This is a genomic window from Bacillus kwashiorkori, from assembly GCF_001375515.1.
GTDB classification, from domain to species: domain Bacteria; phylum Bacillota; class Bacilli; order Bacillales; family Caldibacillaceae; genus Bacillus_BK; species Bacillus_BK kwashiorkori.
Genome location: NZ_CTDX01000016.1, coordinates 179,710 through 202,062 on the forward strand (window position 1 = coordinate 179,710; position 22,353 = coordinate 202,062).

Sequence of the window (22,353 nt, forward strand, 5' to 3'; positions counted from 1 at the left end):
ATAAGAAGAGGCACCCGCTTCTCACCTGAAAAGACGCTTTCAAAGCTGTTAACAGGTTAAAACAACAAAACTTATTTGTATATATACAGATATGCTGTGCGGGTGTTCGACCTGCACTTTTTTATTGCCTGAAAATGGCAGTAACCGGTTTAGCGAATACTTTCTTTCCCCCAAACGAACGTATTCAAGAATATCCCTTGGAGGTGTCTTAATATTAGCAAAGATATGTTGGTAAACGAGGGCATTCGTGCTCGCGAACTTCGTGTAATTGATGCGAATGGCGAACAATTGGGCATTAAATCTAAACAAGAAGCATTAGAAATTGCTTCTAAACGGAACTTGGATCTAGTTCTAGTTGCCCCAAACGCAAAACCACCTGTGGCTAGAGTTATGGACTATGGAAAATTCCGTTTCGAGCAACAAAAGAAAGAAAAAGAAGCGAAAAAGAAACAAAAAGTCATCAACATTAAAGAGGTTCGCTTCAGTCCAACGATTGACGAACATGATTTTAATACGAAATTACGTAATGCCCGTAAATTCCTTGAAAAAGGCGACAAAGTAAAAGCATCCTTACGTTTTAAAGGGCGCGCCATTACTCATAAAGATATTGGTCAAAAAGTACTTGATCGCTTAGCAAAAGAGTGTTCAGATATTGCACAAGTAGAGTCTGCTCCGAAGATGGAAGGACGCAGTATGTTTCTAGTTTTAGCACCAAAAACAGAAAAGTAATGATTTTTAAGGAGGACTAAATTATGCCTAAAATGAAAACTCATCGTGGCTCTGCAAAACGTTTCAAGAAAACAGGAACTGGCAAATTCAAACGTTCCCATGCATATACAAGCCACTTATTTGCAAATAAATCACAAAAACAAAAACGTAAACTTCGTAAAGGTGCAGTTGTTTCAACTGGAGACTTCAAACGAATTCGCCATATGATCTAATTATTTGACTATGAAGGAAATTTAGGAGGGACTAAATTATGGCACGTGTTAAAGGCGGTACAGTTACCCGCAAACGTCGTAAAAAAGTTTTAAAGCTAGCAAAAGGTTATACAGGTTCTAAACACCGTTTATATAAAGTAGCAAACCAACAAGTAATGAAATCATTAATGTATGCATACCGTGACCGTCGTCAACGGAAACGTGAATTCCGTAAATTATGGATTACACGTATTAATGCAGCAGCACGTATGAACGGTCTTTCATATAGCCGTTTAATGCACGGATTAAAACTTGCTGGTATTGAAGTGAACCGTAAAATGCTTGCAGATTTAGCTATTTCTGATGCAAATGCGTTCAGCCAACTTGCAAACTCTGCAAAAGAACAATTAAGTAAATAAATTTACACTCAATAACAGTCATTCTCCCATTTAGGAATGGCTGTTTTTTCATATCTTTGTTTTGCAAAAATTCGTTCTGGATTATCACAATCTATATTACTCCAATCACATGTTATAAAAATCCACCTTATTGTTTAACAGTAACGATATCCAATTTCGAGGGATATTAAAGAAAAAGATAATAGTAAGCGAGGTCGTTCATTTGAATGAATTATTTTTATGGTCTTATGTTGGGATAAATATTGTTGGTTTTTTAATTATGGGAATAGATAAAAACAGGGCAATAAAAGGAAACTGGCGAATAAGTGAAAAAACAATATGGTTAATAGCTATTTTTGGTGGTGCCATCGGTGCGTTCATCGGTATGAACGTATTTCATCATAAAACTAAGCATATTCATTTCAAACTAGGTCTCCCTGCTCTCAGTTTTATTCAAATTGTTGCATGTATTTGGTTTTTTTAAACTATTATTATAAGTTACAGATTCATAACAGCGAAACAAATTTATTACAAAATTGCATACAGGCATATGTTGCTTTATTTTTGTATATGTTTTAATAGAGTCTTATTTTTTATTAGCCATTTTCATTGCGAATACTAATCAGCTTGATACGCATATACAATAACCCTACATAAGAATGTACAACAAAGAATAGCATCTTGATCCGAAGGGGTGTTTTCATTGGATGATAAAACAACTTATGTCTTGTCATTTTTAGAGATGAGTGGGATTTTTGCACCGTTGGCATTTATTGCTTTTCATACATTTCGGCAATTTTTATTTATTCCTGTTGTCGTTGTCTGTTTAGTTGGCGGCTTGCTTTTCGGTACAGTTCTAGGCTCCATTTATTCATTAATCGGACTAACGCTATCTAGTTTCGTATTTTACTTGATTGTAAGATTTGTACCAGCTTTTTATCAAAAACTGCATTCCATTAAAATAAAATGGTTCGGTCCGTATTCGAATTTCACTGCGGGACAATTAGCGGTATTAAAACTCATTCCTTTTATGCATTTCCAATTATTATGTTTTTGTTTATTAGAACGGAAGAAATCATTTAAAGAATATGCAACTAGCTCGTTTTATACGAATATTCCGGTCGTTATTTTTTATACCGTGTTTGGGCAGTTTTTTAAACAATTTTCGCCTTCGATGGTCATTATTTTTCTCATCGCTTTAACAGTACTTCTTGTTGTTTTACGGGAAAAAGTTGTCATTATTAAATGGAAAGATTTTTTCAAATCGGCAGCTTAAGAAAGGACAAATACAGTGGGGGTTTCGTTGAATTAATGTATTGAATTATTCCAACCAAAAAGTGGTTCGGACTAAGTATTACAGATAAAAGAAAAGCCGAACTACCGTACGAAAATCTAGTAAAGTACTTCGTAATAGTTCGGCTTTTTTATTTTTATTTCTTAATAAAAATAGTTGTATTTTCAAGGTAGCCCAAAAAATAAAAATGTCTCTACTTTAACAATAGACAATTTAGTTAGGTCCCAGCCTCAAAAACTATTTACACATATTGCTATAGCAATTTAAAATTCCTCATGGAGATTATCTTCTTTTTGCATGAACTCCTTAATTGGGCTTTTCCATTCAATATTTGCTTTCGGATAATGTTGTAATATATGTTGTTCAATTGTCTTAAAATCAGCTCGTGTCATACCTTTTAAGGCATTAACGTTTTTCGGAAAAACAAAAATGGAAATGACATCAAACGAATCAGCAGTCGTTCCTAAATACTTTTCCCCTTCAAAGAGAACCCCTTTAAACGTGAGGATAAAATTTTTCCTAACATTATTCACGTCGTCAAGAAAATAAAATTTCTTTTGTTCATGGGCTAGTTCCAATTTCCTTTTTGGATGAGTTAAATATTTTATACCACTATAAAGCAATGCAACAATGAGAATGATGACAATAATCCGTGTAAGTATTGCAACCATACGTATCCCTCCAAAAAAAGTTGGAAATGAAAATTGAACATAAATTCATTCTAATACAATACATACGAAAAGATACTTCGAAAGGTTTCGTTTTTCCGCTGATCTGATATAATTTTTTATATGGAAAATTATCGAGGTGACAATCATGAATTTACAAGAAATGTTCCAATTACAAAGAATATTAGATGAGCGTATTGAAACAGAGCACGAGCTTTTAAATGAAGATTTATTTGATAAGAAGGTATTAGCTTTACTCGTGGAAGTAGGTGAACTAGCGAATGAAACCCGTTGCTTTAAATTTTGGAGTGAAAAAGCTGCTTCACCGAAAGAAGTAATATTGGAAGAATTTGTTGATGGGCTTCACTTTATCCTTTCCCTCGGTATCGTCCTCAAGTTTCATGACTATGTGAATGACATTCCGTTGGCAGGCGAAATTGGTGAAATGGATGCAACAGCTAAATTTATTGAAGTTTTTGCCCAAATACAAGCACTTCAGCAAAAAAAATCGGAAGCAGCCTATTGGAAACTGTATCAATCGTATTACGAACTTGGTAAAATTTTAGGATTTACGCCGGAAGAAGTTGAAGCAGCCTATTTGGCGAAAAATCAAGTGAACCACAAAAGACAAGATGAAGGCTATTGATAAAAGGAAGGGATGTTTTTTTACGACATCCCTTTTCAAACTGTTGTATCAACAAACTTACGGTTTTACCATTCAAGTTTATTCAATCGAATAGGTATGTTGGTTAACCTTAAGCTACATTTGATTGATACACGACAATACAAAAATCCAATCTACCCAATTTCCCGCTTATTCGCAAATTGGCTATTATATAAATCTGCATAAAAGCCATTTGCAGCAAGTAATTGTTCGTGTGTCCCTTTTTCTATAACATCTCCATGGTCCATGACGAGAATTAAGTCCGCATTACGAATCGTCGATAAACGGTGGGCGATGACAAAGCTCGTTCTTCCTTTCATCAGTTCATCCATTGCATGTTGAATAGCAATTTCTGTTCTCGTGTCGACACTGCTTGTTGCCTCGTCCAAAATCAAAATTTTTGGATCGGAAAGAATCGCCCTTGCGATAGTAAGCAATTGTTTCTGCCCTTGGGAAATATTAGATGCTTCTTCGTTTAGGACCGTTTCATATCCGTCCGGTAATGTCCGAATAAAGTGGTCGGCGTGTGCACCCTTGGCTGCTTGAATAATTTCGAGTTCAGTCGCATCTTCACGACCATAAGCAATATTATCTTTAATTGTACCGTTAAAAAGCCATGTATCTTGAAGTACAATACCAAAAAGGTTACGCAATTCACTTCGTTTCATATCACTAATGTCTATTCCATCAATGGAAATCTTGCCATCATTAATTTCATAGAAACGCATAAGTAAATTCATTAAAGTCGTTTTTCCAGCACCAGTTGGACCAACAATTGCAACGGTTTGTCCAGCGTTGACAACAATATTCATATTTTCAATCAATGGTTCGTTCGCTTTATAGCGGAACTTAACTTGTTCAAATTGTACATTCCCTTTAGGATTAGATAGAGCAATTGCTTCCGATTTGTCGGCAATTTCCTCCTCTTCATCTAACACTTCAAATACCCGTTCTGCTGATGCAATTGTTGATTGAATAATATTAGCAATATTCGCGGCTTGCGTAATCGGTTGAGAGAACTGGCGCGCATATTGGATAAAAGCTTGGACATCCCCAACTTCTATTGTTTTTTTCGTAACAAAAATTCCACCAACAACGGAAACGAACACATAGCCAATATTATTGACAAAACCCATTAATGGCATAATAATTCCAGAAATAAACTGGGCTTTCCATCCCGAATCATACAGTTTCTCGTTAATTTCTTTAAACTCAGCCATCGCTTTTTTTTCATGACCGAACGCCTTTATGATTTGATGCCCGGTATATATTTCCTCAACATGGCCATTTAATTCCCCAAGCGCAACTTGCTGACCTTTAAAGAATTTTTGTGATCTTTTTACAATCATCGAAGTAATAATAAAGCTTAAAGGTAAAGTAAATACGATAATTAACGTCATAATTGGACTAATCGAAAGCATCATAACGACTACTCCAACTAATGTAACGAGAGAAGTAATTAATTGGGTAAGACTTTGTTGTAGTGTGCTACTTATATTGTCTACATCATTCACGACTCTGCTCAATATTTCCCCGTGAGTTCGGGAATCATAATATTTTAACGGTAATCGTGATAATTTTTCATCTAATTCTTTCCGCAATTGATACACGGTCCTTTGTGCAACACTTGCCATAATATATTGTTGAATATACGTAAAAGCAGCACTAAAAAGGTAAAGGCCGATAAGAATATAAATGATATGGCTAACATAAGTGAAGTCTATGCTTGCACCACGTATTCCTTGAAATTTAGCCATTAATCCTTCAAAAATTTTCGTTGTTGCCTTTCCAAGTATTTTTGGGCTAAGGATCGAAAATACGGTACTTAGGATTGCAGCAATAAATACGACGAATAATGCGTATTTGCTCGGTTTTAAGTAATGGATTAATCTCTTTAATGTTCCTTTAAAATCTTTTGGTTTTTCTCCTGGCATTCCCATTCCGTGAGGTCCTCTTGGGCCATGGCCACGGTGGGAATGTGGACGATTACCTTTAACAGTTTCTTCGTGTTTACTCATCCTATCTCCTCCTCTGAAAGCTGTGAGGATACAATTTCGTGATATACTTCACACGTTTGTAAAAGTTCCCGATGTTTGCCAACTCCAGCAATTTTTCCTTCATCTAGAACAATGATTCGATCCGCATCCATAACAGTGCTTACTCTTTGAGCAACAATAAAAACTGTTGCCTCTTTTGTTTCTCCTTTTAATGCAGCCCTTAATTTAGCATCTGTCTTAAAGTCTAAAGCAGAAAAACTATCATCAAAAAGATAAATTTCAGGTTTTCGTATTATAGCTCTAGCAATCGCGAGACGCTGTTTTTGACCTCCGGAAACATTTGTGCCACCCTGAGCAATTTCTGTATTTAACCCTTTTTTCATTTCTTGAATAAATTCTGTAGCTTGGGCTATATCGATTGCGCGCTTCAATTCCGCCTCTGTTGCATCTTCTTTGCCGAAACGCAAATTATCAGCAATAGTACCAGTAAATAAGCTGTTTTTTTGCGGTACAAAACCAATTTTTCCCCGTAATTCTTCTAAATCCCAATCCCGAATATCGATTCCATCCACTAAAATTTTTCCATCTGTAACATCGTAAAAGCGGGGGATTAAGTTTAGTAACGTTGATTTACCTGATCCGGTACCACCAATGATAGCCGTAATTTCTCCTGGTTTTGCTTCAAAATTAATATGAGAAATAGCTGGACTTTCAGCACCAGGGTAATAAAAAGTAACATTTTGAAATTCAACATACCCTTTTTGCTGAGTAGCCCTCTTACTATTTTCTGGATTTTTAATGACGGATTCCATTGTTAAAATTTCGTTAATACGGACAGCAGAAACTTGTGCCCGTGGAATCATTACGAACATCATGGAAACCATAATGAGTGAAAACATAATTTGCATCGCATATTGGATAAATGCCATTAAGTCGCCAACTTCCATACTACCTTGATCAATCCGCAAACCTCCAAACCAAACGATAGCGATAGAGGAGAAGTTCAATATTAACATCATAACAGGCATCATTGCCGCCATAATTTTATTCACTTTTATCGTCGTTTCCGTTAAGTCACTGTTCGCTTGATCAAAGCGTTTTTCCTCATATCCTACTCGGTTAAAAGAGCGAATTACGCGCACGCCGATTAACTTCTCCCTTAATACGCGGTTTACGTTATCAATTTTCTTTTGAATCTCTTTAAATAAAGGGATTCCTTTTCTAGCTATGAGAAAAATGGTTCCAGCTAGCATTGGTAATATGACAACGAAAATTAGGGAAAGTTTCGTATCTTTTGATAATGCCATAATGATTCCGCCAATGGCCATCATTGGTGCCATTAACATAATTCTTAGCATCATCATAAACACGTTTTGTACTTGCATAATATCATTTGTAGTTCTTGTAATTAATGAAGCAGTACTTAATTGGTCGAATTCAGTTTGAGAAAAAGTTTCAACTTGTGAGAAGACTCTTTCTCGAAGATCACGACCAAAACCAGTTGCTGCCTTTGCAGAAAAGAAACTGGCTAAAATGGAACAAATCATTCCACCCGCAGCAACGAGCAACATAAAGCCTCCAATTTTCCAAATATATGGTATATCGCCATTTACAACACCGTTATCAATAATATCGGACATTAAAGTTGGTAAATATAAATCTGATAGTGTTTGTAAAAAGACGAGTAATAAAACAAAAATAATCGGCATTCGAAATGGCCGTAAAAATTTTGCTAGTTTTTTCATTCAATCCACCTCTACGTATTAAGCTAGAAACATTTATTTTGCTTTATATAGTCTTCTTTTGCTAAAGAAAAAAACTTATGAAGTTGCTATTTCATTTCCTGCTTTTTGTTCACAACTTTTTCAATAATATCCGTAAGCTGTAAAATTTCTTCAGGTTCAAGTAATGCCAAGTACGTTTTAATGATGGCATTACGCTCTTCAATCGCTATTGTTAACATTTCTTTTCCAAGGGGGGTTAATTGAACGATAATGGATCGCCTATCATCTGGATCATGGGTTCGTTTCACAAATCCCGGTTTTTCTAACCGATCAATCATTACTGTAATCGCACTTGGTTTTACTGCCATTTTCTCCGCTAAATCTGTTAACTTACTTTTTTCTGCTTTATCAATTAAATGAAGCATTAACAGTTGCGGGGTAGTAATGGAAACTTTTTGTAAATCAGTAGCAATGCTTCGTTTCAATTTTTCTACTGCAAGCTGAAGTCGCTGAATAATTTCCTCCATTTCTATCCTCCTTACATATTGACAGTGTGAAACATTAACTTGATTAATTATTAAACTGTTTAAATATTAAACCTGCTAAGTTTTTCTGTCAATATCGAATTTCAAAGTGGAAATGCTATTGCCATCTGCTAGACATTGAAATGAAAAAAATTTAGACGTATCCTGTGGTTTTTAGTATAATAATTGTATATTTGTAAGATTGGAGGAATTTTGATTGGTACAATTAGATGAAACTTTAATGATGCTTAAAGATTTAACCGATGCCAAAGGTATTCCTGGAAATGAAAGAGAAGCCCGGGAAGTAATGAAAAAATACATAAGTTCTTATGCAAATGAAATTACGACAGACGGGATTGGTAGTTTAATTGCTAAAAAAGATGGTCAAGCAGATGGCCCGAAAGTTATGATTGCTGGTCACCTTGATGAAGTTGGATTTATGGTAACGAATATTGATGATAGAGGATTCGTTCGTTTCCAAACAGTTGGCGGTTGGTGGTCCCAAGTCATGCTCGCTCAACGGGTAACTATCGTTACTTCTAATGGAGATACAGTAACTGGTGTAATTGGTTCAAAACCACCACATATTTTATCACCAGAAGCACGGAAAAAGCCGGTTGACATTAAAGATATGTTTGTGGATATTGGTGCAACAAGTAAAGAAGAGGCAAAAGCTTGGGGTGTTTCACCAGGGGATATGATTGTGCCATATTTCGAATTCACTGTAATGAAAAACGAAAAGCATTTACTAGCGAAAGCATGGGATAACCGTATCGGTTGTGCGGTAGCGATTGATGTATTAAAGAATTTACAAAAAGAAAACCATCCAAATGTTGTCTATAGTGTTGGTGCTGTTCAAGAAGAAGTTGGCTTACGGGGTGCAAAAACAGCCGCATACCAAATTGAACCAGACATTGGTTTTGCCCTTGATGTTGGAATTGCTGGTGACACTCCAGGAGTAACGGAAAAAGAAGCGCTTGGAAAAATGGGGAAAGGTCCACAAATCGTTGTTTATGACGCATCCATGGTTTCTCATAAAGGGTTACGTGATTTTGTCACAGGAATTGCTGATGAACTACAAATTCCTTATCAGTTCGAAGCTATTCCTGGTGGTGGAACTGATGCTGGATCGATTCATTTAACGAAAACAGGGGTTCCATCGCTTGCCATTACCATTCCAACACGTTATATCCATTCGCACGCTGGAATTTTACATCGGGATGACTACGAAAATACAGTGAAATTATTAACAGAAGTAGTGAAACGATTGGATTGGGATACGGTAAATAAAATTAAGTTTGATTAATTTTTCATCATCAATTTCTTTAATAAGAGAAAGGCAATTAGTGAAAATGTTGATTTTACTATTTGCCTTTTTTGTCTCTAGTGATAATTTAAAATTTCCGCTTCATGAAAAACTTATCCTCGAAATGAGTCCCTCATTTTATATGCTTTTCTTGCGAATGTTAAAAAAAATTCGTTTAACCCATTTTTGATCTTAACAAAAATATTAATAAAATTCCCAAAAAATTAATATAACTTCACTAAATTTCCAAATAAACTAATCGTTATAACATATTATTACCATATTCTTTAAAATATGGAAGCGTTTATCTTTATATAAGCATATTTTATAAAGTGTTAATGATTTCCGTAGTCTGCATGGAAAATTCTATCCTACAAATAGTTACTTGTAGGTAGAGAAAAGAAATTTTTTACAAAGTATTAAGTAGAAGGGGGATAACGCAACAAAACTTCATTAATTAAAAAAACTTACGAGTATAAGATTAAACAATTAATAAAAAATAGTAAAGATATGAATCCTTACAAACGAAATGGTTCTAATTTTTGGTCAAAAATATTAAAGGAGAGAGATTCAATGAAATGGATAAAAGGTATAGCAATAATCTTATTAAGTTCTCTATTATTAGCCGGCTGTAGCGGTGGTGATAATGGCGGAAAAGATGGACAAGTAACGTTAGAACTTTTTTCTAATAAATCAGAAAGTATCGAGACTTATAAAGGGTTAATTAAAGAATTCGAAAATCAAAACCCAAACATTAAAATTAAGTTTAATTCACCACCGGAAGCTGAGACGGTATTAAAAACTCGATTAACGAAAAATGATTTACCAGATATTATGTCCATAAATGGTAATGCTACTTTCGGAGAACTTGGCCGAGCAGGAGTATTACATGACTTTACAGACGATGATGCAATAAATCAAGTTCAACCGCCATATGTTGATATGTTAAATCGTCTAGTTGGTCCAGATGCTGATGGTGTATATGGTCTGCCTTATGCAACGAATGCAAATGGTGTAATTTATAATAAAACAAAGTTTGAAGAATTAGGATTATCCATTCCAAAAACTTGGGATGACTTTATTGCAGCATTAGACAAGGCAAAAGCTGCTGGTGAAAAACCTTTAATGTTCACATTAAAAGACGCTTGGACTGGTTTGCCAATGTGGAATTCATTATCGGGAAATCTTGTTGGGACTGACTTTGCCGAAAAGAAAAATGCTGGGGAAACATCTTTCCAAGAAAGTTATCCTGCAGTCGCCGATAAAGCCCTACAACTATTAAGTTATAGTGAAGGAGATGTATTCGGTGTTGGATATGGAGATGGAAACAATGCCTTTGCAACTGGTGATGGAGTTATGTATTTACAAGGAAACTGGGCAATTCCGGAAATACTGAAAGCAAATCCAGATGCGCAAGTAGGAATGTTTGCTTTACCTGTTACAAATAATGCTGATGAAAATAAACTTGTTTCTGGTGTTGATGTTGTATTAGCAATTAACGAAAATACGAAACATAAAGAAGAAGCAATGAAGTTTGTTGAGTTTATGTTAAGTAAAGAAATCGCTCAAAGATATATTCAAGAACAAGCAGCTTTTTCTGCTGTAAATGATGTTTTACAAGAGGATCCAGTATTTGAAGGAATTAAAACAAACTTTGAAAATGGCTCCATCGCAAGCTTTGTCGATCACTATTATCCTGCAGGAATGGGAGCCGAAAACCTCATCCAGGATTTTTATATTAATAAAGACAAGAATGCGTTTTTGAAAAAAATTGATAACGAATGGGATAAAGTTGTAAATCGATAAGAGAAATAAGACTGTCCCAAATGAATGATAGGACGAAAAAATTTTGTCAGTAGTGAACAGTTTGGGACAGTTTGTTTTTTATGGGAGGTTTTTAAATGATTAATCGGAAAACCACGTTTATGTTAATTGCCATTCCTGCCTTCCTCCTGTTTTTCACCTTTCATACATATCCTGCCTTACAAGGTATTTTTTATAGTTTTACGGATTGGAAAGGGTATGGGAATTGGAATTTTGTCGGGTTTAGTAATTTTATCAATGTATTTAAGGATACCCGTGTGTTAAGTGCCTACGGTTTTACATTTCAGTTTGCCATCGTTGCTACAATTATTGTCAATATTATTAGCCTTTTAATTGCGATGGGCTTGAATTCTAAAATTAAATTTCTAAAAACATTAAGAGCTATATACTTTTTGCCGTATATATTAAGTGTTCTAATTGTTGGATTTATTTTTAACTATATTTTTACTCATTTAGTACCGAGTTTTGGGCAATCTTTACAAATAAATGTCCTGTCGAAAAATATACTAGGTGATCAAAATCTAGCCTGGCTTGGAATTGTTATCGTAGCAGTCTGGCAAGGTGTTGCCTTAAATACAATTCTTTATTTAGCAGGACTTGTTACGATACCGGAAGAAGTGTATGAGGCCGCAGTAATTGACGGTGCTGGTCCTTGGAAAAAGTTTTGGAAAATTACCTTTCCACTAATTTCTTCGTTCTTCACCATTAATATGGTTCTTGCGATGAAAAACTTTTTGATGGCATATGATCAAATTGTCGCAATGACTGGCGGTGGACCAGGTACAGCAACAGAATCTGTTTCGTTGTTAATTTATCGTGGAGGTTTTGAAGGTGGGCAGTTTGCTTATCAATCGGCAAATGCTGTAATTTTCTTTGTAGTTATTGTAGCAATATCTTTATTCCAACTTAGAGTATTAGAAAGAAGAGAGGTGGAGTAATCGATGATAGGAAGTAAAAGATCAAACTTTGTCATAACACTTCTCTTAATATTAGGAGCTTTATTTATTCTATTTCCGTTATATTTGACGATCACTATTGCATTCAAAACACCTCAAGAAATGGCGGGCAATTTGTTAGCACTGCCAAAAAATTGGTCCATTCAAAACTTTCTTGATGCGATTGAAATGACAAACTTTTTCAATGCTTTTCGCAATAGTGCTTTTGTTACAATATTTGTCGTTATTTTTACCGTATTAACAAATTCTTTAGTAGCGTATGCGATTGCAAGAAATATGCATAAAAAATGGTATCGGGGACTTTATTATTACTTCGTCAGTGCGATGTTTATCCCTTTTCCGGTTATCATGCTTCCAATCGTTAAACAGACTAGCGCATGGGGAATGGATAATCTAGTCGGACTAATCATTCTTTACATTATCTTTAATCTATCTTTTAATACCTTTATATACGTCGGTTTTATACGGAAAATTCCTTTAGAACTGGAAGAAGCAGCGGTAATGGATGGTGCTAGTACTTGGCAAATTTTTTGGAAGATTATCTTTCCATTACTTGGACCGATGAACGCAACAGTAGCTATTTTAGCTGGATTAGGTGCCTGGAATGACTTCCTACTGCCTTTAGTATTATTAAGTGAGCAAGATATGGCGACATTGCCTTTAGTACAATATGTATTCCAGTCACAGTTCAGTACAAATTATAACTTAGCCTTTGCCTCTTATTTAATGGCAATATTACCGATGTTAATAATTTATATATTTGCGCAAAAGTGGATTATTTCTGGAGTATTGCGAGGATCAGGGAAATAAAACTATTTACGATGTATTGGTTTTGCTGTGCAATGAGAAATGATAGAGGGGCCCCTATGTTGGGAGCCCCTCGTTTTGTTTCTTTATACGTATTTCCCATAATCAGGTATCTCTGTTTCACCAAAGTTTTGTGCTAGCTTTCCTAAACCAGTCTTTAATTCCTCACCAGCCATTGGCAATCCGTGCCCGGTAATGGCTACTTCTGGTTTCAACGTAGCTAATTCTTTTACGGAATCCCAGGCAGCTTGCCAATCAGTCGTTAAATAGCGCGGTGGTCCGTGTAGTTCTTGCTTTTGAACAAGTACTTTGTATAATGAATCTTGTTTGACGGTAACAAATGCATCTCCAGCAATTAATGTTCGATCACTTTCTCTAAACAAGGAAATATGTCCTGGGGAATGGCCAGGTGTATGAACGTATCGCCATTCTTGTAAAACAGGAATAGTTCCATCATCCGGAAGAGCTTCGACTTTACCTTTCAAGTTAATTCCATTGTGCGGGAATGTTGGCGATAATTTCGCAACGAGACCACCTTCAACTGTTCCATCTGGTTCGGGGTAATTTATTTGTCCAGTTAAAAATGGTAGTTCCAATTTATGCGCATAAACTGGTACATCCCAATGGTTTAATAGTTCTTCTAAGCCACCAATATGATCAAAATGGCCATGGGTTAAAATGATTGCTATCGGTTTTCTATCTTCACCAAATTGGTCTTTGATTGTAGAAATAATAGTAGTACCTGATTCAGGCATTCCAGCGTCAATTAACACAAATCCATCGTGTAAGTCTATAATTGCTATATTGACTATTTGTACAGTATAACTATAAACATCCTGGGCAATTTGTTGTAAAAGTCCACTTGCAACAGAAGTCATCGGCATATATTTACCTTGCATCGTTTGCTCGGTTGGGTTTGGGTTTTGTTGGAATTGATCCAAAATAAACACCTCAATTTACATTTTTATCCTTAACTGGAGTTAATCTACTCCAAAATAATGGTAACAGGGGATTAAATCATTGTTCCAACGAATAGTGGACCAATGATGTCTCTTTCTTTTTTATTGAGGCAGCTAAAAAGCAAATGGGTAGGTTCTCTTCTACTATTTACCTTTTCAAACCTTGTTCTAACGTCTCTAACATCGTTTGTTGTTCTTGTGTATCGGCATTTTTCCAAATGACTTCGAATAGTACCCCTAAACCTGGTAGCATTTTTTCTTCTCCTACTTGGATTGCGTCAACGATTGTATCTTTTAATTGATCTTGTGTATTCCCAGAAACGTTTTGAATTATTGCTTGTCTTAAGTTAAAATTCATAAGTAATACCTCCTTAGATTTTTATCCGTAATATTGTGCTACTTTTCCGTCTGTAATATGTATGACAGTCCAGTTTTAATAAGGAAGGTATCGATGAATTTTTGTTGATAAAAACAAATGTCGTTTATGCATTATTAAAAGGAAAAATGGGTGAAGCAAATGAAATTAATCCAATCGCCAAAAAATGAAAAGGTAAAACAGTGGAGGAAACTGTTAACGAAAAAAGGAAGAGATACAACGAAATCGTTTCTTGTAGAAGGGGAACATTTAGTAGAAGAAGCACTGCGAGCAAATCTTATTCAAGAATTAATTGTAACGGAAAATTATTATGGAAAACTGGCGAAAGCAAAATATGCCTCCTTAGAAATGTTTGTCATTTCGAATGAGGTAGCGAAAGTAATATCAGACACTGAAACTCCACAAGGAATCTTTTCTGTCTGTAAACAATTGAACGAAACAAACATTGAAGGTTCAAAATTTCTACTTATTGATGCCGTCCAAGACCCAGGAAACTTAGGAACGATGATTCGCACAGCTGATGCAGCAGGAATAGATGCGGTAATTGTTGGAACGGGCAGTGTAGACATATACAATTCTAAAGTAATACGGTCCGCCCAGGGAAGTCATTTTCATTTACCAGTTGTCCGCAGTGAGTTAACAAGGTGGATTAATCAATTGCAACAACTCAATATCCCAGTTTATGGAACTTCATTAGAGAACGGTATAAGTATGTATGAAATTACCCCAAGTCATTCTTTTGCATTAATTGTCGGGAATGAAGGACAAGGGATGAGCCAGGAACTGCTAAAATTAACCGAGAAAAATTTATACATCCCAATTTACGGGAAAAGTGAATCATTGAATGTCGCGATAGCAACTGGTATTTTATTGTATTATTTACGCGGATAGAAACATTTCGTTTCATTCGGCAGTTAATTACGTTAAAGAGGAAAACGCCTTTATAAAATAATTGTTCGCGTTAATTTTTGAAAAGCAATTGAAATTGTTGTGTAACATGGCTATAATTAACATTAAAAGTTTATGAAAAGTAAATAGTTGTAAAAGCAATGAATGAGGCAAGTAGTTTGGAAATAAGGAAACTTATGGCTATAGTAAAGGAAGGTTGTTTTCTCCTATCAAGTACAACCGAGTTTCCTTACAAAAGCAATAACTTATTTGAATACAGTCTGTTTTCAGGGAAAAAATGTCATGACTGCAAGCATTTTTAACAGACACCAAACGAACATTCACCTCACGAGCTCACATCAGGACCACTGCTAGATTAGCTGTGTAAAGATGTTGCGGCCTAAAGCCGTTATGAAAATGAAGTGGATACAACTAACTTGATTAAGTTGTATCAATTAGGGTGGTACCGCGATCAACCTCGTCCCTTTTTTAGGAGCGAGGTTTTTTTATGTTTTCCTATATACCCTTTCGTTTAAATGTGTGAAAGTAACCAATAAAGGTAAACAGGAATCTTACTTAACCATCATTACAGTAAATAAACTTTATCATTTCACTGCTATAAGAAGCTAGAGGAGGGTTTAAACGTGAAAGAGCGTTTAAAGGAATTGGAATTAGAAGCAATTGAAAAAATTAATCAAGCATCGGAATTAAAGGAGCTAAACGAAGTTCGAGTATCTTTCTTAGGAAAAAAAGGACCAATCACGGAAGTTCTCCGTGGAATGGGAAAATTATCAGTAGAAGAACGACCGGTCATTGGTGCACTTGCTAACGAAGTAAGAACAGCCATTGCTGAAAAAATCGACGAAAAGCAAAAGATTCTAGAAGCTGAATTAGTGCAGCGGAAACTTGCTAGCGAAACTATCGATGTCACTTTGCCAGGAAGACGAGTGAATATAGGCAATCATCATCCATTAACAAAAGTTGTTGAAGAGATAGAAGATTTGTTTATTGGTCTTGGTTATACCGTTGCTGAAGGGCCGGAAGTGGAGACAGATTATTATAATTTTGAGGCACTCAATTTACCTAAAGGACACCCTGCTAGAGATATGCAAGATTCTTTCTATATTACAGAGGAACTGCTTATGCGAACACATACTTCACCAGTCCAAGCAAGAACAATGGAAAAACACGGTGGGAAAGGTCCGGTCAAAATAATCTGTCCAGGAAAAGTGTTCCGTCGAGATAACGATGATGCAACACATTCCCATCAATTCATGCAAATTGAGGGGCTCGTTGTGGATGAAAACATTCGTATGAGTGATTTAAAAGGGACGTTAGAAGTGTTTGCGAAAAAGATGTTTGGTGAAGATCGAGAAATTCGACTCCGTCCTAGTTTTTTCCCATTTACAGAACCGTCAGTAGAAATGGATATTTCGTGTAAAATTTGTGGTGGAAAAGGTTGTAACGTTTGTAAAGGAACTGGTTGGATTGAAATATTAGGTGCTGGAATGGTTCACCCTCGTGTATTAGAAATGAGCGGTTTTGATTCGAAAAAATATACAGGATTTGCCTTCGGTATGGGGGCAGAACGAATCGCAATGTTGAAGTATGGGATTGATGATATTCGTCATTTTTATACAAATGATATTCGCTTCTTGAAACAATTTTTACCGACTGATAGATAATGAACGGTTTATCTGTAAATGAGGTAGTTTTTCACGAATACAGGTTGACTTGAAACGAACGTATAAAAAAATAGGAGGAAAGAAGCAATGCTTGTATCATATAAATGGCTGCAATCTTTTGTAGACTTAACAAATGTTACTCCGGAAGAACTTGCAGAAAAAATAACAAGAACTGGAATTGAAGTGGAAGGGATTGAACAAAAGTCCAAACAAGTTCAAAATCTTGTCGTTGGTCATGTGTTGGAATGTGAACAACATCCAAATGCAGAGAAACTAAATAAATGTTTAGTCGATATTGGTGAAGAAGAACCAGTCCAAATCATTTGCGGTGCACCGAATGTTGCTGCCGGTCAAAAAGTAATCGTAGCGAAACCAGGTGCCAGACTCCCAGGCAATTTAAAAATTAAACGTGCGAAATTACGTGGAGAAGTATCGAACGGGATGATTTGTTCTTTACAAGAAATTGGGATTGAAGGAAAAGTAGTACCGAAAGAGTTTACGGACGGTATTTACGTTTTACCGGAAGATAGTGAAGTAGGTAGTGACGCAATTTCCCTATTAAATCTCGATGATGCGGTGTTAGAACTAGGTTTAACTCCGAACCGTGCGGATTGTATGAGTATGATTGGAGTGGCCTATGAAACATCTGCTATTTTAAGTCGTCCTGTTCAATTGCCGAATATAAAGAAAGCTGCTTCTCAAGAAAAAGCAAGTGACTATATTTCGGTCAAAGTGGATGCACAAGAGGATAACCCACTTTACACAGCAAAAGTTATAAAAAATGTAAAAATCGGACCATCACCATTATGGTTACAAACTCGTTTAATGGCTGCTGGAATCCGACCACATAATAATGTCGTTGATATTACGAACTATATCTTACTTGAATATGGTCAACCGTTACATGCCTTTGATTATGATCGGTTCGGCTCAAAGGAAGTAGTAGTACGCCGAGCGAACGATGGTGAAAAATTAACAACATTAGATGATGTCGAAAGATCATTGAATAAGGAGCACTTAGTAATTACGAACGGGCAAAATCCAGTCGCACTTGCTGGGGTCATGGGTGGTGCCGATTCGGAAGTACAAAATGACACTACGACAATTTTATTAGAATCCGCATATTTTTCTGGGAATGTTATCCGGAAAGCCTCTAAAGATTTCGGTTTGCGTAGTGAAGCTTCTAGCCGGTATGAAAAAGGGGTTGACCCTAACCGTGTTCGTGCGGCTGCAGAACGAGCAGCAGAACTAATGGCACAATATGCCGGTGGAGAAGTACTTGATGGTATCGTTGAATTTGATGTGTTGTCAGCAGAATCGGTTCAGGTGCATGTGGAATTACAGAAAATAAATCAATTCCTTGGCACAGATTTAACTGTGGATGATGTTACAGCTATTTTAAATCGACTGCAATTTCCTTTTGAAATGAACGAAGAGAACTTTAACGTAACTATTCCTTCACGCAGATGGGATATTCATTTACCAGAAGATTTGTATGAAGAAATAGCGAGAATTTATGGCTATGATAGACTACCTACAACCTTGCCAACTAGCGCCCAATCTGCTGGTGGACTTTCTTCTTATCAACATAGGAGAAGAATTGTTAAAGAGGTGTTACAAGGTGCCGGTCTAAATCAAGCAATTACGTATTCATTAACAAGTAAAGAAAAATTTGACCAGTTTGCCTTAACGAAAAAGGACGCAGTGGAACTGGCAATGCCAATGAGTGAAGAACATGCTATTTTACGTTTAAGTTTGTTGCCGCATTTATTAGACGCAATTTCCTATAATATTGCTAGGAAAAATGATAATATCGCTCTGTTTGAAATTGGCTCTATCTTTTTATCGAAAGGAGCAAATGTTCAACCAGAAGAGCGGGAACATTTAGCAGGTGCACTTACAGGCTTATATGTAAGTAATCCGATTAAAGGGGAAAAGGTACCAGTTGACTTTTTTGTCGTAAAAGGTATATTAGAAGCCCTGTTTATGAAGTTCCAAGTAACTGACTACATTCGTTTTGAAAAGGCAGAAGTGGAAGGGTTACATCCAGGTCAAACAGCTGCGATTACATTAAACGGTGAAACAATCGGCTTTATTGGAAAAATACATCCAGAAGTAGAAAAACGATATGATGTGAACAATGTGTTCGTCTTTGAATTAATGATGGAAAAATTGGTGAATTTCAATACTACTCCATTAGTTTATGAAGCAATTCCAAGATTTCCTAAAGTAACTAGGGATATCGCAATTATCGTTGACCAAGGTAAGCCAGCTAATGAACTGGAGATTATCATTCGTGGTGCAGGTGGCAAATTGTTGAAAGCTGTTCATGTGTTTGATGTATATGAGGGAGATAAAATGGAAGAAGGGAAGAAATCTATCGCCTTCTCATTAACCTATTTCGATCCAGAACGAACATTAACAGATGATGAAGTAACGAAAGTACATGAAAATGTATTAAAAGAACTAGCTGACAAAGTAGGCGCTAAATTGCGGGGGTAGTTATAAGGGTCTTACTCCTTGTTGCATAGTATTTGCTAATGATTCATTCATTATGGTTGAATATTATGGATAAGGGGGAAAGACCCTTTGTCTGTTATAAAGGCGTAATTTCTTCAACAATTATGAAAACTAGTTGTCTATTGATCCTTATAAAAAACAATTGTATATATTTTCCCCTTTTTCCTTCCCATTTTATTTTTTTTCATGGTATCATATATTCTAGGATTCTTTTGAATGGGGGCAATTGATTTGTCTGATGAGCCAAAAAACCGGATTACCGTCGATATTTATGGACAACAATATACAATCATTGGGGAAGAAAATGCGAGCCATATTCGAGCGGTCGCTGCAATTGTTGATGAAAAAATGCGTGAGATCAACAAAAGGAATCCTTTATTAGATACGACGAAACTGGCTGTACTAACTGCTGTTAACGCAGTACATGATTATATGAAACTGAAAGAAGAAATGGAACAACAAACTGAAAATCAAAAGGATGAAAGAAAATGGTAAGTTTATTAATTTTAATTTTTTTAATGGTCGGCTTTATTGTCGGTTTGAAAAGAGGATTTATTCTGCAACTCATCCATCTCACCAGTTTCTTTATTGCATTCTTTATTGCCGTTTTATATTATAAAGATTTAGCTGAAAAATTTACATTATGGATTCCTTATCCGCAAATCGGCAATAATGAGACGTTACAATTATTATTAAATACGGTAAATGCGGAAAATGCATATTATAATGGAATTGCCTTTTTTACGATATTTTTTGGTGTGAAAATTATTTTACAAATTGTCGGCTCCATGCTGGATTTTGTTGCGAATATTCCAATTATTAAACAATTGAACATTTGGGCAGGCGGTGTTCTCGGTTTTGTTGAAACATACTTAATAATATTTATCCTTCTATATATGGGGTCACTATTGCCAATAGCACAAATTCAAGCATTGTTGGACAGTTCAGAAGTTGCCAAAACAATTATCGAAAAAACTCCAATCTTTTCACAGCAATTGAAAGAAATGTGGTTTAATGGTAAATAGTAGAAACTTCTCTCTCGTTAGAGAAGTTTTTTATTTGGAGAAATAATGGTAAAGTTATAGTTAGAAAATAAGTGGGTGATAAAGATGGCAACGACTAAAAAGGAAATTATTCGGTTATTAGAATCCATTGCTATATATATGGAACTAAAAGGGGATAATCCGTTTAAATTATCTGCTTTCAGGAAAGCCGCAAATGCATTGGAATTCGATGAGAGAGACATTGCCGAAGTGGAAGATTTCACTACAATACCTGGCATTGGCAAAGGAACAGCAGCTGTTATTATGGAATATATAGAAACTGGTTCGTCTTCCGTCTTAGAAGAATTAAAAAAAGAGGTTCCAAAGGGTTTGATTCCATTATTGCAAATCCCTGGCTTAGGTGGAAAAACGATAGCAAGGTTATATAAAGAACTTCAAATAGAAAATATAGCAGACTTAAAGACCGCATGTGAAGTGGGAAAAGTAAGAATACTAAAAGGGTTTGGAGAAAAAAAAGAAGAGAAAATATTAGCGGCGATTGAAAGTTTAAGTAATAAACAAGACAGATTACCGTTAGCGATGATGATCCCCATTGTGGAATGGATTGAAGATAAGTTAACAAATATTCCTGAAATTAACGAGTTTTCACGGGCGGGAAGCATAAGAAGGGTAAAAGAAATGGTGAAAGATCTCGATTTTGTGATTGCTACGGAAAATCCTGAAATAGTAAGGGAGCAATTGTTGCAGCTACCAAATATAAAAGAAAAAACGAATCAAGGGGATACGAAAGTTTCTATTGTTTTTTCCTTTGATCATGATGTTTCGGTTGATTTCCGACTCGTTCAATTAAATGAATTTGCGACAACGCTCCATCATTTTACTGGATCGAAAGAACATAATGTGAGAATGCGGCAAATTGCCAAGGAACGCCATGAAAAAATTAGTGAGTACGGTGTGGAAAATTTAGAAACAGGCTCTGTGCAAACATTTTCTAGCGAAAAGGAATTTTACCGACATTTTCAATTGCCTTATATATCGCCAGAACTACGGGAAGATGGAACCGAAATAGATAAGCTCGATTTACTTGATTCGTTAGTAGAAAATATTCACGGAGATTTGCATATGCACACGACATGGAGTGACGGGAATCATTCGTTGGAGGAGATGATTGAAGCCTGTTTGCGGTTAGGATACGAATATATGGCAATTACGGATCATTCCCAATACTTAAAAGTAGCAAACGGTTTAACACGTGACCGCCTTTTAAAACAAAAGGAAGAAATTGCTCGCCTAAACGAAAAATATCGTGATATTCAAATTTTATCTGGAATTGAAATGGATATTTTACCAGATGGGTCGTTAGATTTTGAAGATGAACTGTTGAAAGAAATGGATTTCGTTATCGCTTCCATTCATTCTGCATTTAGTCAGAGTGAAGAGTTAATTATGAAGCGGTTGGCCAATGCTTGCAAAAATCCTTACGTACATATGATTGGTCATCCAACAGGTAGAGTGATCGGAAGAAGATCTGGATATCCCGTGAATATGGATGCGTTAATAAAAATTGCGAAAGAAACGAATACAATTTTAGAATTAAATGCAAGTCCGAAACGACTGGACCTTCATTTAGAACATTTACAAAAAACAGAAAAAGCAGGCTTGCCAATCATAATTAATACCGATGCACATCATACGGATACGTTAACAAATATGGAACTTGGTGTGAAGTATGCAAGAAAAGCTTGGATTCAAAAAAATACTGTATTAAATACTTTACCTAAACATGAATTTCTCCAAGTGTTAAATAAGAAACGTGAAAGTTTCCAAAATAGATGAAAG

General features: G+C 35.7%; 22 protein-coding genes and 1 other annotated feature (1 of these 23 only partly in view). Of the genes, 16 read left to right on the forward strand and 6 right to left on the reverse strand.

Annotated features, from left to right (window positions below):
* Positions 1 to 129 (forward strand) — a sequence feature (ribosomal protein L20 leader region) (it extends 4 nt beyond the left edge of the window).
* A 96-nt stretch (positions 130 to 225) separates the two neighbouring features.
* The 5 genes from infC (at position 226) to BN1242_RS10090 (ending at position 2,594) form a co-directional block, all read left to right on the forward strand.
* Positions 226 to 729: a translation initiation factor IF-3 gene (infC, locus tag BN1242_RS10070; RefSeq protein WP_062355230.1), complete on the forward strand. Its 504-nt coding sequence runs from the start codon at positions 226 to 228 to the stop codon at positions 727 to 729.
* A gap of 23 nt (positions 730 to 752) precedes the next feature.
* Positions 753 to 941 carry a 50S ribosomal protein L35 gene (gene rpmI, locus BN1242_RS10075; RefSeq protein WP_062355235.1) on the forward strand — a complete coding sequence of 63 codons (189 nt, stop codon included), beginning with the start codon at positions 753 to 755 and terminating at the stop codon, positions 939 to 941.
* A 38-nt stretch (positions 942 to 979) separates the two neighbouring features.
* On the forward strand, positions 980 to 1,339 hold the full coding sequence (rplT, locus tag BN1242_RS10080) for a 50S ribosomal protein L20 (RefSeq protein ID WP_062355238.1): 360 nt from the start codon (positions 980 to 982) through the stop codon (positions 1,337 to 1,339).
* Between the two features lie 202 nt (positions 1,340 to 1,541).
* A complete protein-coding gene (locus BN1242_RS10085) occupies positions 1,542 to 1,802 on the forward strand; it encodes a DUF1294 domain-containing protein (protein WP_062355242.1) in 261 nt (86 codons plus the stop codon).
* Positions 1,803 to 2,012: 210 nt separating this feature from the next.
* Positions 2,013 to 2,594: a TVP38/TMEM64 family protein gene (locus BN1242_RS10090; protein ID WP_338022898.1), complete on the forward strand. Its 582-nt coding sequence runs from the start codon at positions 2,013 to 2,015 to the stop codon at positions 2,592 to 2,594.
* 281 nt (positions 2,595 to 2,875) lie between these two features.
* Here the strand turns inward: BN1242_RS10090 and BN1242_RS10095 are convergent, their stop codons facing one another.
* Positions 2,876 to 3,283, reverse strand: a complete 408-nt coding sequence (locus BN1242_RS10095) for a hypothetical protein (RefSeq protein ID WP_062355249.1) — start codon at positions 3,281 to 3,283, stop codon at positions 2,876 to 2,878.
* 145 nt (positions 3,284 to 3,428) lie between these two features.
* Between BN1242_RS10095 and BN1242_RS10100 the strand changes: the two genes are divergently transcribed.
* Positions 3,429 to 3,926, forward strand: coding sequence for a dUTP diphosphatase (locus BN1242_RS10100; RefSeq protein ID WP_062355253.1), 498 nt, complete (start codon positions 3,429 to 3,431; stop codon positions 3,924 to 3,926).
* A gap of 152 nt (positions 3,927 to 4,078) precedes the next feature.
* Here the strand turns inward: BN1242_RS10100 and BN1242_RS10105 are convergent, their stop codons facing one another.
* From BN1242_RS10105 to BN1242_RS10115, 3 genes are all read right to left on the reverse strand, one after another.
* The gene (locus BN1242_RS10105) at positions 4,079 to 5,962 is read right to left on the reverse strand and encodes an ABC transporter ATP-binding protein (RefSeq protein ID WP_062355257.1); all 1,884 of its coding nucleotides are present in this window, start codon (positions 5,960 to 5,962) and stop codon (positions 4,079 to 4,081) included.
* Positions 5,959 to 7,686 (reverse strand): ABC transporter ATP-binding protein, encoded by a 1,728-nt coding sequence (locus tag BN1242_RS10110; protein ID WP_062355260.1) that lies wholly within the window; start codon positions 7,684 to 7,686, stop codon positions 5,959 to 5,961. Before BN1242_RS10110 ends, BN1242_RS10105 begins: the two co-directional genes overlap by 4 nt.
* Positions 7,687 to 7,772: 86 nt before the next feature.
* Positions 7,773 to 8,192, reverse strand: a complete 420-nt coding sequence (locus BN1242_RS10115; RefSeq protein ID WP_062355263.1) for a MarR family winged helix-turn-helix transcriptional regulator — start codon at positions 8,190 to 8,192, stop codon at positions 7,773 to 7,775.
* A 214-nt stretch (positions 8,193 to 8,406) separates the two neighbouring features.
* Here BN1242_RS10115 and BN1242_RS10120 point away from each other — a divergent pair, with 214 nt between their 5' ends.
* The 4 genes from BN1242_RS10120 (at position 8,407) to BN1242_RS10135 (ending at position 13,085) form a co-directional block, all read left to right on the forward strand.
* Positions 8,407 to 9,495, forward strand: a complete 1,089-nt coding sequence (locus BN1242_RS10120) for a M42 family metallopeptidase (RefSeq protein WP_062355266.1) — start codon at positions 8,407 to 8,409, stop codon at positions 9,493 to 9,495.
* A gap of 573 nt (positions 9,496 to 10,068) precedes the next feature.
* On the forward strand, positions 10,069 to 11,301 hold the full coding sequence (locus BN1242_RS10125) for an ABC transporter substrate-binding protein (protein WP_062355269.1): 1,233 nt from the start codon (positions 10,069 to 10,071) through the stop codon (positions 11,299 to 11,301).
* 95 nt (positions 11,302 to 11,396) lie between these two features.
* Positions 11,397 to 12,257 carry a carbohydrate ABC transporter permease gene (locus tag BN1242_RS10130; protein ID WP_203226056.1) on the forward strand — a complete coding sequence of 287 codons (861 nt, stop codon included), beginning with the start codon at positions 11,397 to 11,399 and terminating at the stop codon, positions 12,255 to 12,257.
* 3 nt (positions 12,258 to 12,260) lie between these two features.
* Positions 12,261 to 13,085: a carbohydrate ABC transporter permease gene (locus BN1242_RS10135; RefSeq protein ID WP_062355272.1), complete on the forward strand. Its 825-nt coding sequence runs from the start codon at positions 12,261 to 12,263 to the stop codon at positions 13,083 to 13,085.
* A gap of 83 nt (positions 13,086 to 13,168) precedes the next feature.
* On the opposite strand, the gene BN1242_RS10140 is transcribed toward BN1242_RS10135, so the two are convergent.
* Positions 13,169 to 13,981, reverse strand: coding sequence for an MBL fold metallo-hydrolase (locus BN1242_RS10140; protein WP_062356967.1), 813 nt, complete (start codon positions 13,979 to 13,981; stop codon positions 13,169 to 13,171).
* Between the two features lie 208 nt (positions 13,982 to 14,189).
* Positions 14,190 to 14,399 (reverse strand): small acid-soluble spore protein SspI, encoded by a 210-nt coding sequence (gene sspI / locus BN1242_RS10145; RefSeq protein ID WP_062355276.1) that lies wholly within the window; start codon positions 14,397 to 14,399, stop codon positions 14,190 to 14,192.
* A 159-nt stretch (positions 14,400 to 14,558) separates the two neighbouring features.
* Here sspI and BN1242_RS10150 point away from each other — a divergent pair, with 159 nt between their 5' ends.
* From BN1242_RS10150 to polX, 6 genes are all read left to right on the forward strand, one after another.
* On the forward strand, positions 14,559 to 15,308 hold the full coding sequence (locus tag BN1242_RS10150) for a TrmH family RNA methyltransferase (protein WP_062355279.1): 750 nt from the start codon (positions 14,559 to 14,561) through the stop codon (positions 15,306 to 15,308).
* Positions 15,309 to 15,949: 641 nt separating this feature from the next.
* On the forward strand, positions 15,950 to 16,990 hold the full coding sequence (gene pheS, locus BN1242_RS10155) for a phenylalanine--tRNA ligase subunit alpha (RefSeq protein ID WP_062355282.1): 1,041 nt from the start codon (positions 15,950 to 15,952) through the stop codon (positions 16,988 to 16,990).
* Between the two features lie 87 nt (positions 16,991 to 17,077).
* Complete coding sequence (gene pheT / locus BN1242_RS10160) at positions 17,078 to 19,492, forward strand: phenylalanine--tRNA ligase subunit beta (RefSeq protein ID WP_062355286.1); 2,415 nt, start codon at positions 17,078 to 17,080, stop codon at positions 19,490 to 19,492.
* 249 nt (positions 19,493 to 19,741) lie between these two features.
* Entirely contained in the window at positions 19,742 to 20,005 is a 264-nt protein-coding gene (gene zapA / locus BN1242_RS10165) for a cell division protein ZapA (protein ID WP_062356973.1), read from the forward strand.
* Positions 19,999 to 20,535 carry a CvpA family protein gene (locus BN1242_RS10170; RefSeq protein WP_062355289.1) on the forward strand — a complete coding sequence of 179 codons (537 nt, stop codon included), beginning with the start codon at positions 19,999 to 20,001 and terminating at the stop codon, positions 20,533 to 20,535. The genes zapA and BN1242_RS10170 overlap by 7 nt, the downstream gene beginning before the upstream one ends.
* Positions 20,536 to 20,619: 84 nt before the next feature.
* Positions 20,620 to 22,350: a DNA polymerase/3'-5' exonuclease PolX gene (gene polX / locus BN1242_RS10175; RefSeq protein ID WP_062355292.1), complete on the forward strand. Its 1,731-nt coding sequence runs from the start codon at positions 20,620 to 20,622 to the stop codon at positions 22,348 to 22,350.
* Positions 22,351 to 22,353 lie beyond the last annotated feature (3 nt).

Excerpts from the sequence above, each read along its gene's own strand:
- infC (WP_062355230.1), top strand. The coding sequence starts at position 226 with ATGTTGGTAAACGAGGGCATTCGTGCTCGCGAACTTCGTGTAATTGAT.
- rpmI (WP_062355235.1), top strand. The coding sequence starts at position 753 with ATGCCTAAAATGAAAACTCATCGTGGCTCTGCAAAACGTTTCAAGAAA.
- rplT (WP_062355238.1), top strand. The coding sequence starts at position 980 with ATGGCACGTGTTAAAGGCGGTACAGTTACCCGCAAACGTCGTAAAAAA.
- BN1242_RS10095 (WP_062355249.1), bottom strand. The coding sequence starts at position 3,283 with ATGGTTGCAATACTTACACGGATTATTGTCATCATTCTCATTGTTGCA.
- BN1242_RS10100 (WP_062355253.1), top strand. The coding sequence starts at position 3,429 with ATGAATTTACAAGAAATGTTCCAATTACAAAGAATATTAGATGAGCGT.
- BN1242_RS10105 (WP_062355257.1), bottom strand. The coding sequence starts at position 5,962 with ATGAGTAAACACGAAGAAACTGTTAAAGGTAATCGTCCACATTCCCAC.
- BN1242_RS10110 (WP_062355260.1), bottom strand. The coding sequence starts at position 7,686 with ATGAAAAAACTAGCAAAATTTTTACGGCCATTTCGAATGCCGATTATT.
- BN1242_RS10115 (WP_062355263.1), bottom strand. The coding sequence starts at position 8,192 with ATGGAGGAAATTATTCAGCGACTTCAGCTTGCAGTAGAAAAATTGAAA.
- BN1242_RS10125 (WP_062355269.1), top strand. The coding sequence starts at position 10,069 with ATGAAATGGATAAAAGGTATAGCAATAATCTTATTAAGTTCTCTATTA.
- BN1242_RS10130 (WP_203226056.1), top strand. The coding sequence starts at position 11,397 with ATGATTAATCGGAAAACCACGTTTATGTTAATTGCCATTCCTGCCTTC.
- BN1242_RS10135 (WP_062355272.1), top strand. The coding sequence starts at position 12,261 with ATGATAGGAAGTAAAAGATCAAACTTTGTCATAACACTTCTCTTAATA.
- BN1242_RS10140 (WP_062356967.1), bottom strand. The coding sequence starts at position 13,981 with ATGCAAGGTAAATATATGCCGATGACTTCTGTTGCAAGTGGACTTTTA.
- sspI (WP_062355276.1), bottom strand. The coding sequence starts at position 14,399 with ATGAATTTTAACTTAAGACAAGCAATAATTCAAAACGTTTCTGGGAAT.
- BN1242_RS10150 (WP_062355279.1), top strand. The coding sequence starts at position 14,559 with ATGAAATTAATCCAATCGCCAAAAAATGAAAAGGTAAAACAGTGGAGG.
- pheT (WP_062355286.1), top strand. The coding sequence starts at position 17,078 with ATGCTTGTATCATATAAATGGCTGCAATCTTTTGTAGACTTAACAAAT.
- BN1242_RS10170 (WP_062355289.1), top strand. The coding sequence starts at position 19,999 with ATGGTAAGTTTATTAATTTTAATTTTTTTAATGGTCGGCTTTATTGTC.
- polX (WP_062355292.1), top strand. The coding sequence starts at position 20,620 with ATGGCAACGACTAAAAAGGAAATTATTCGGTTATTAGAATCCATTGCT.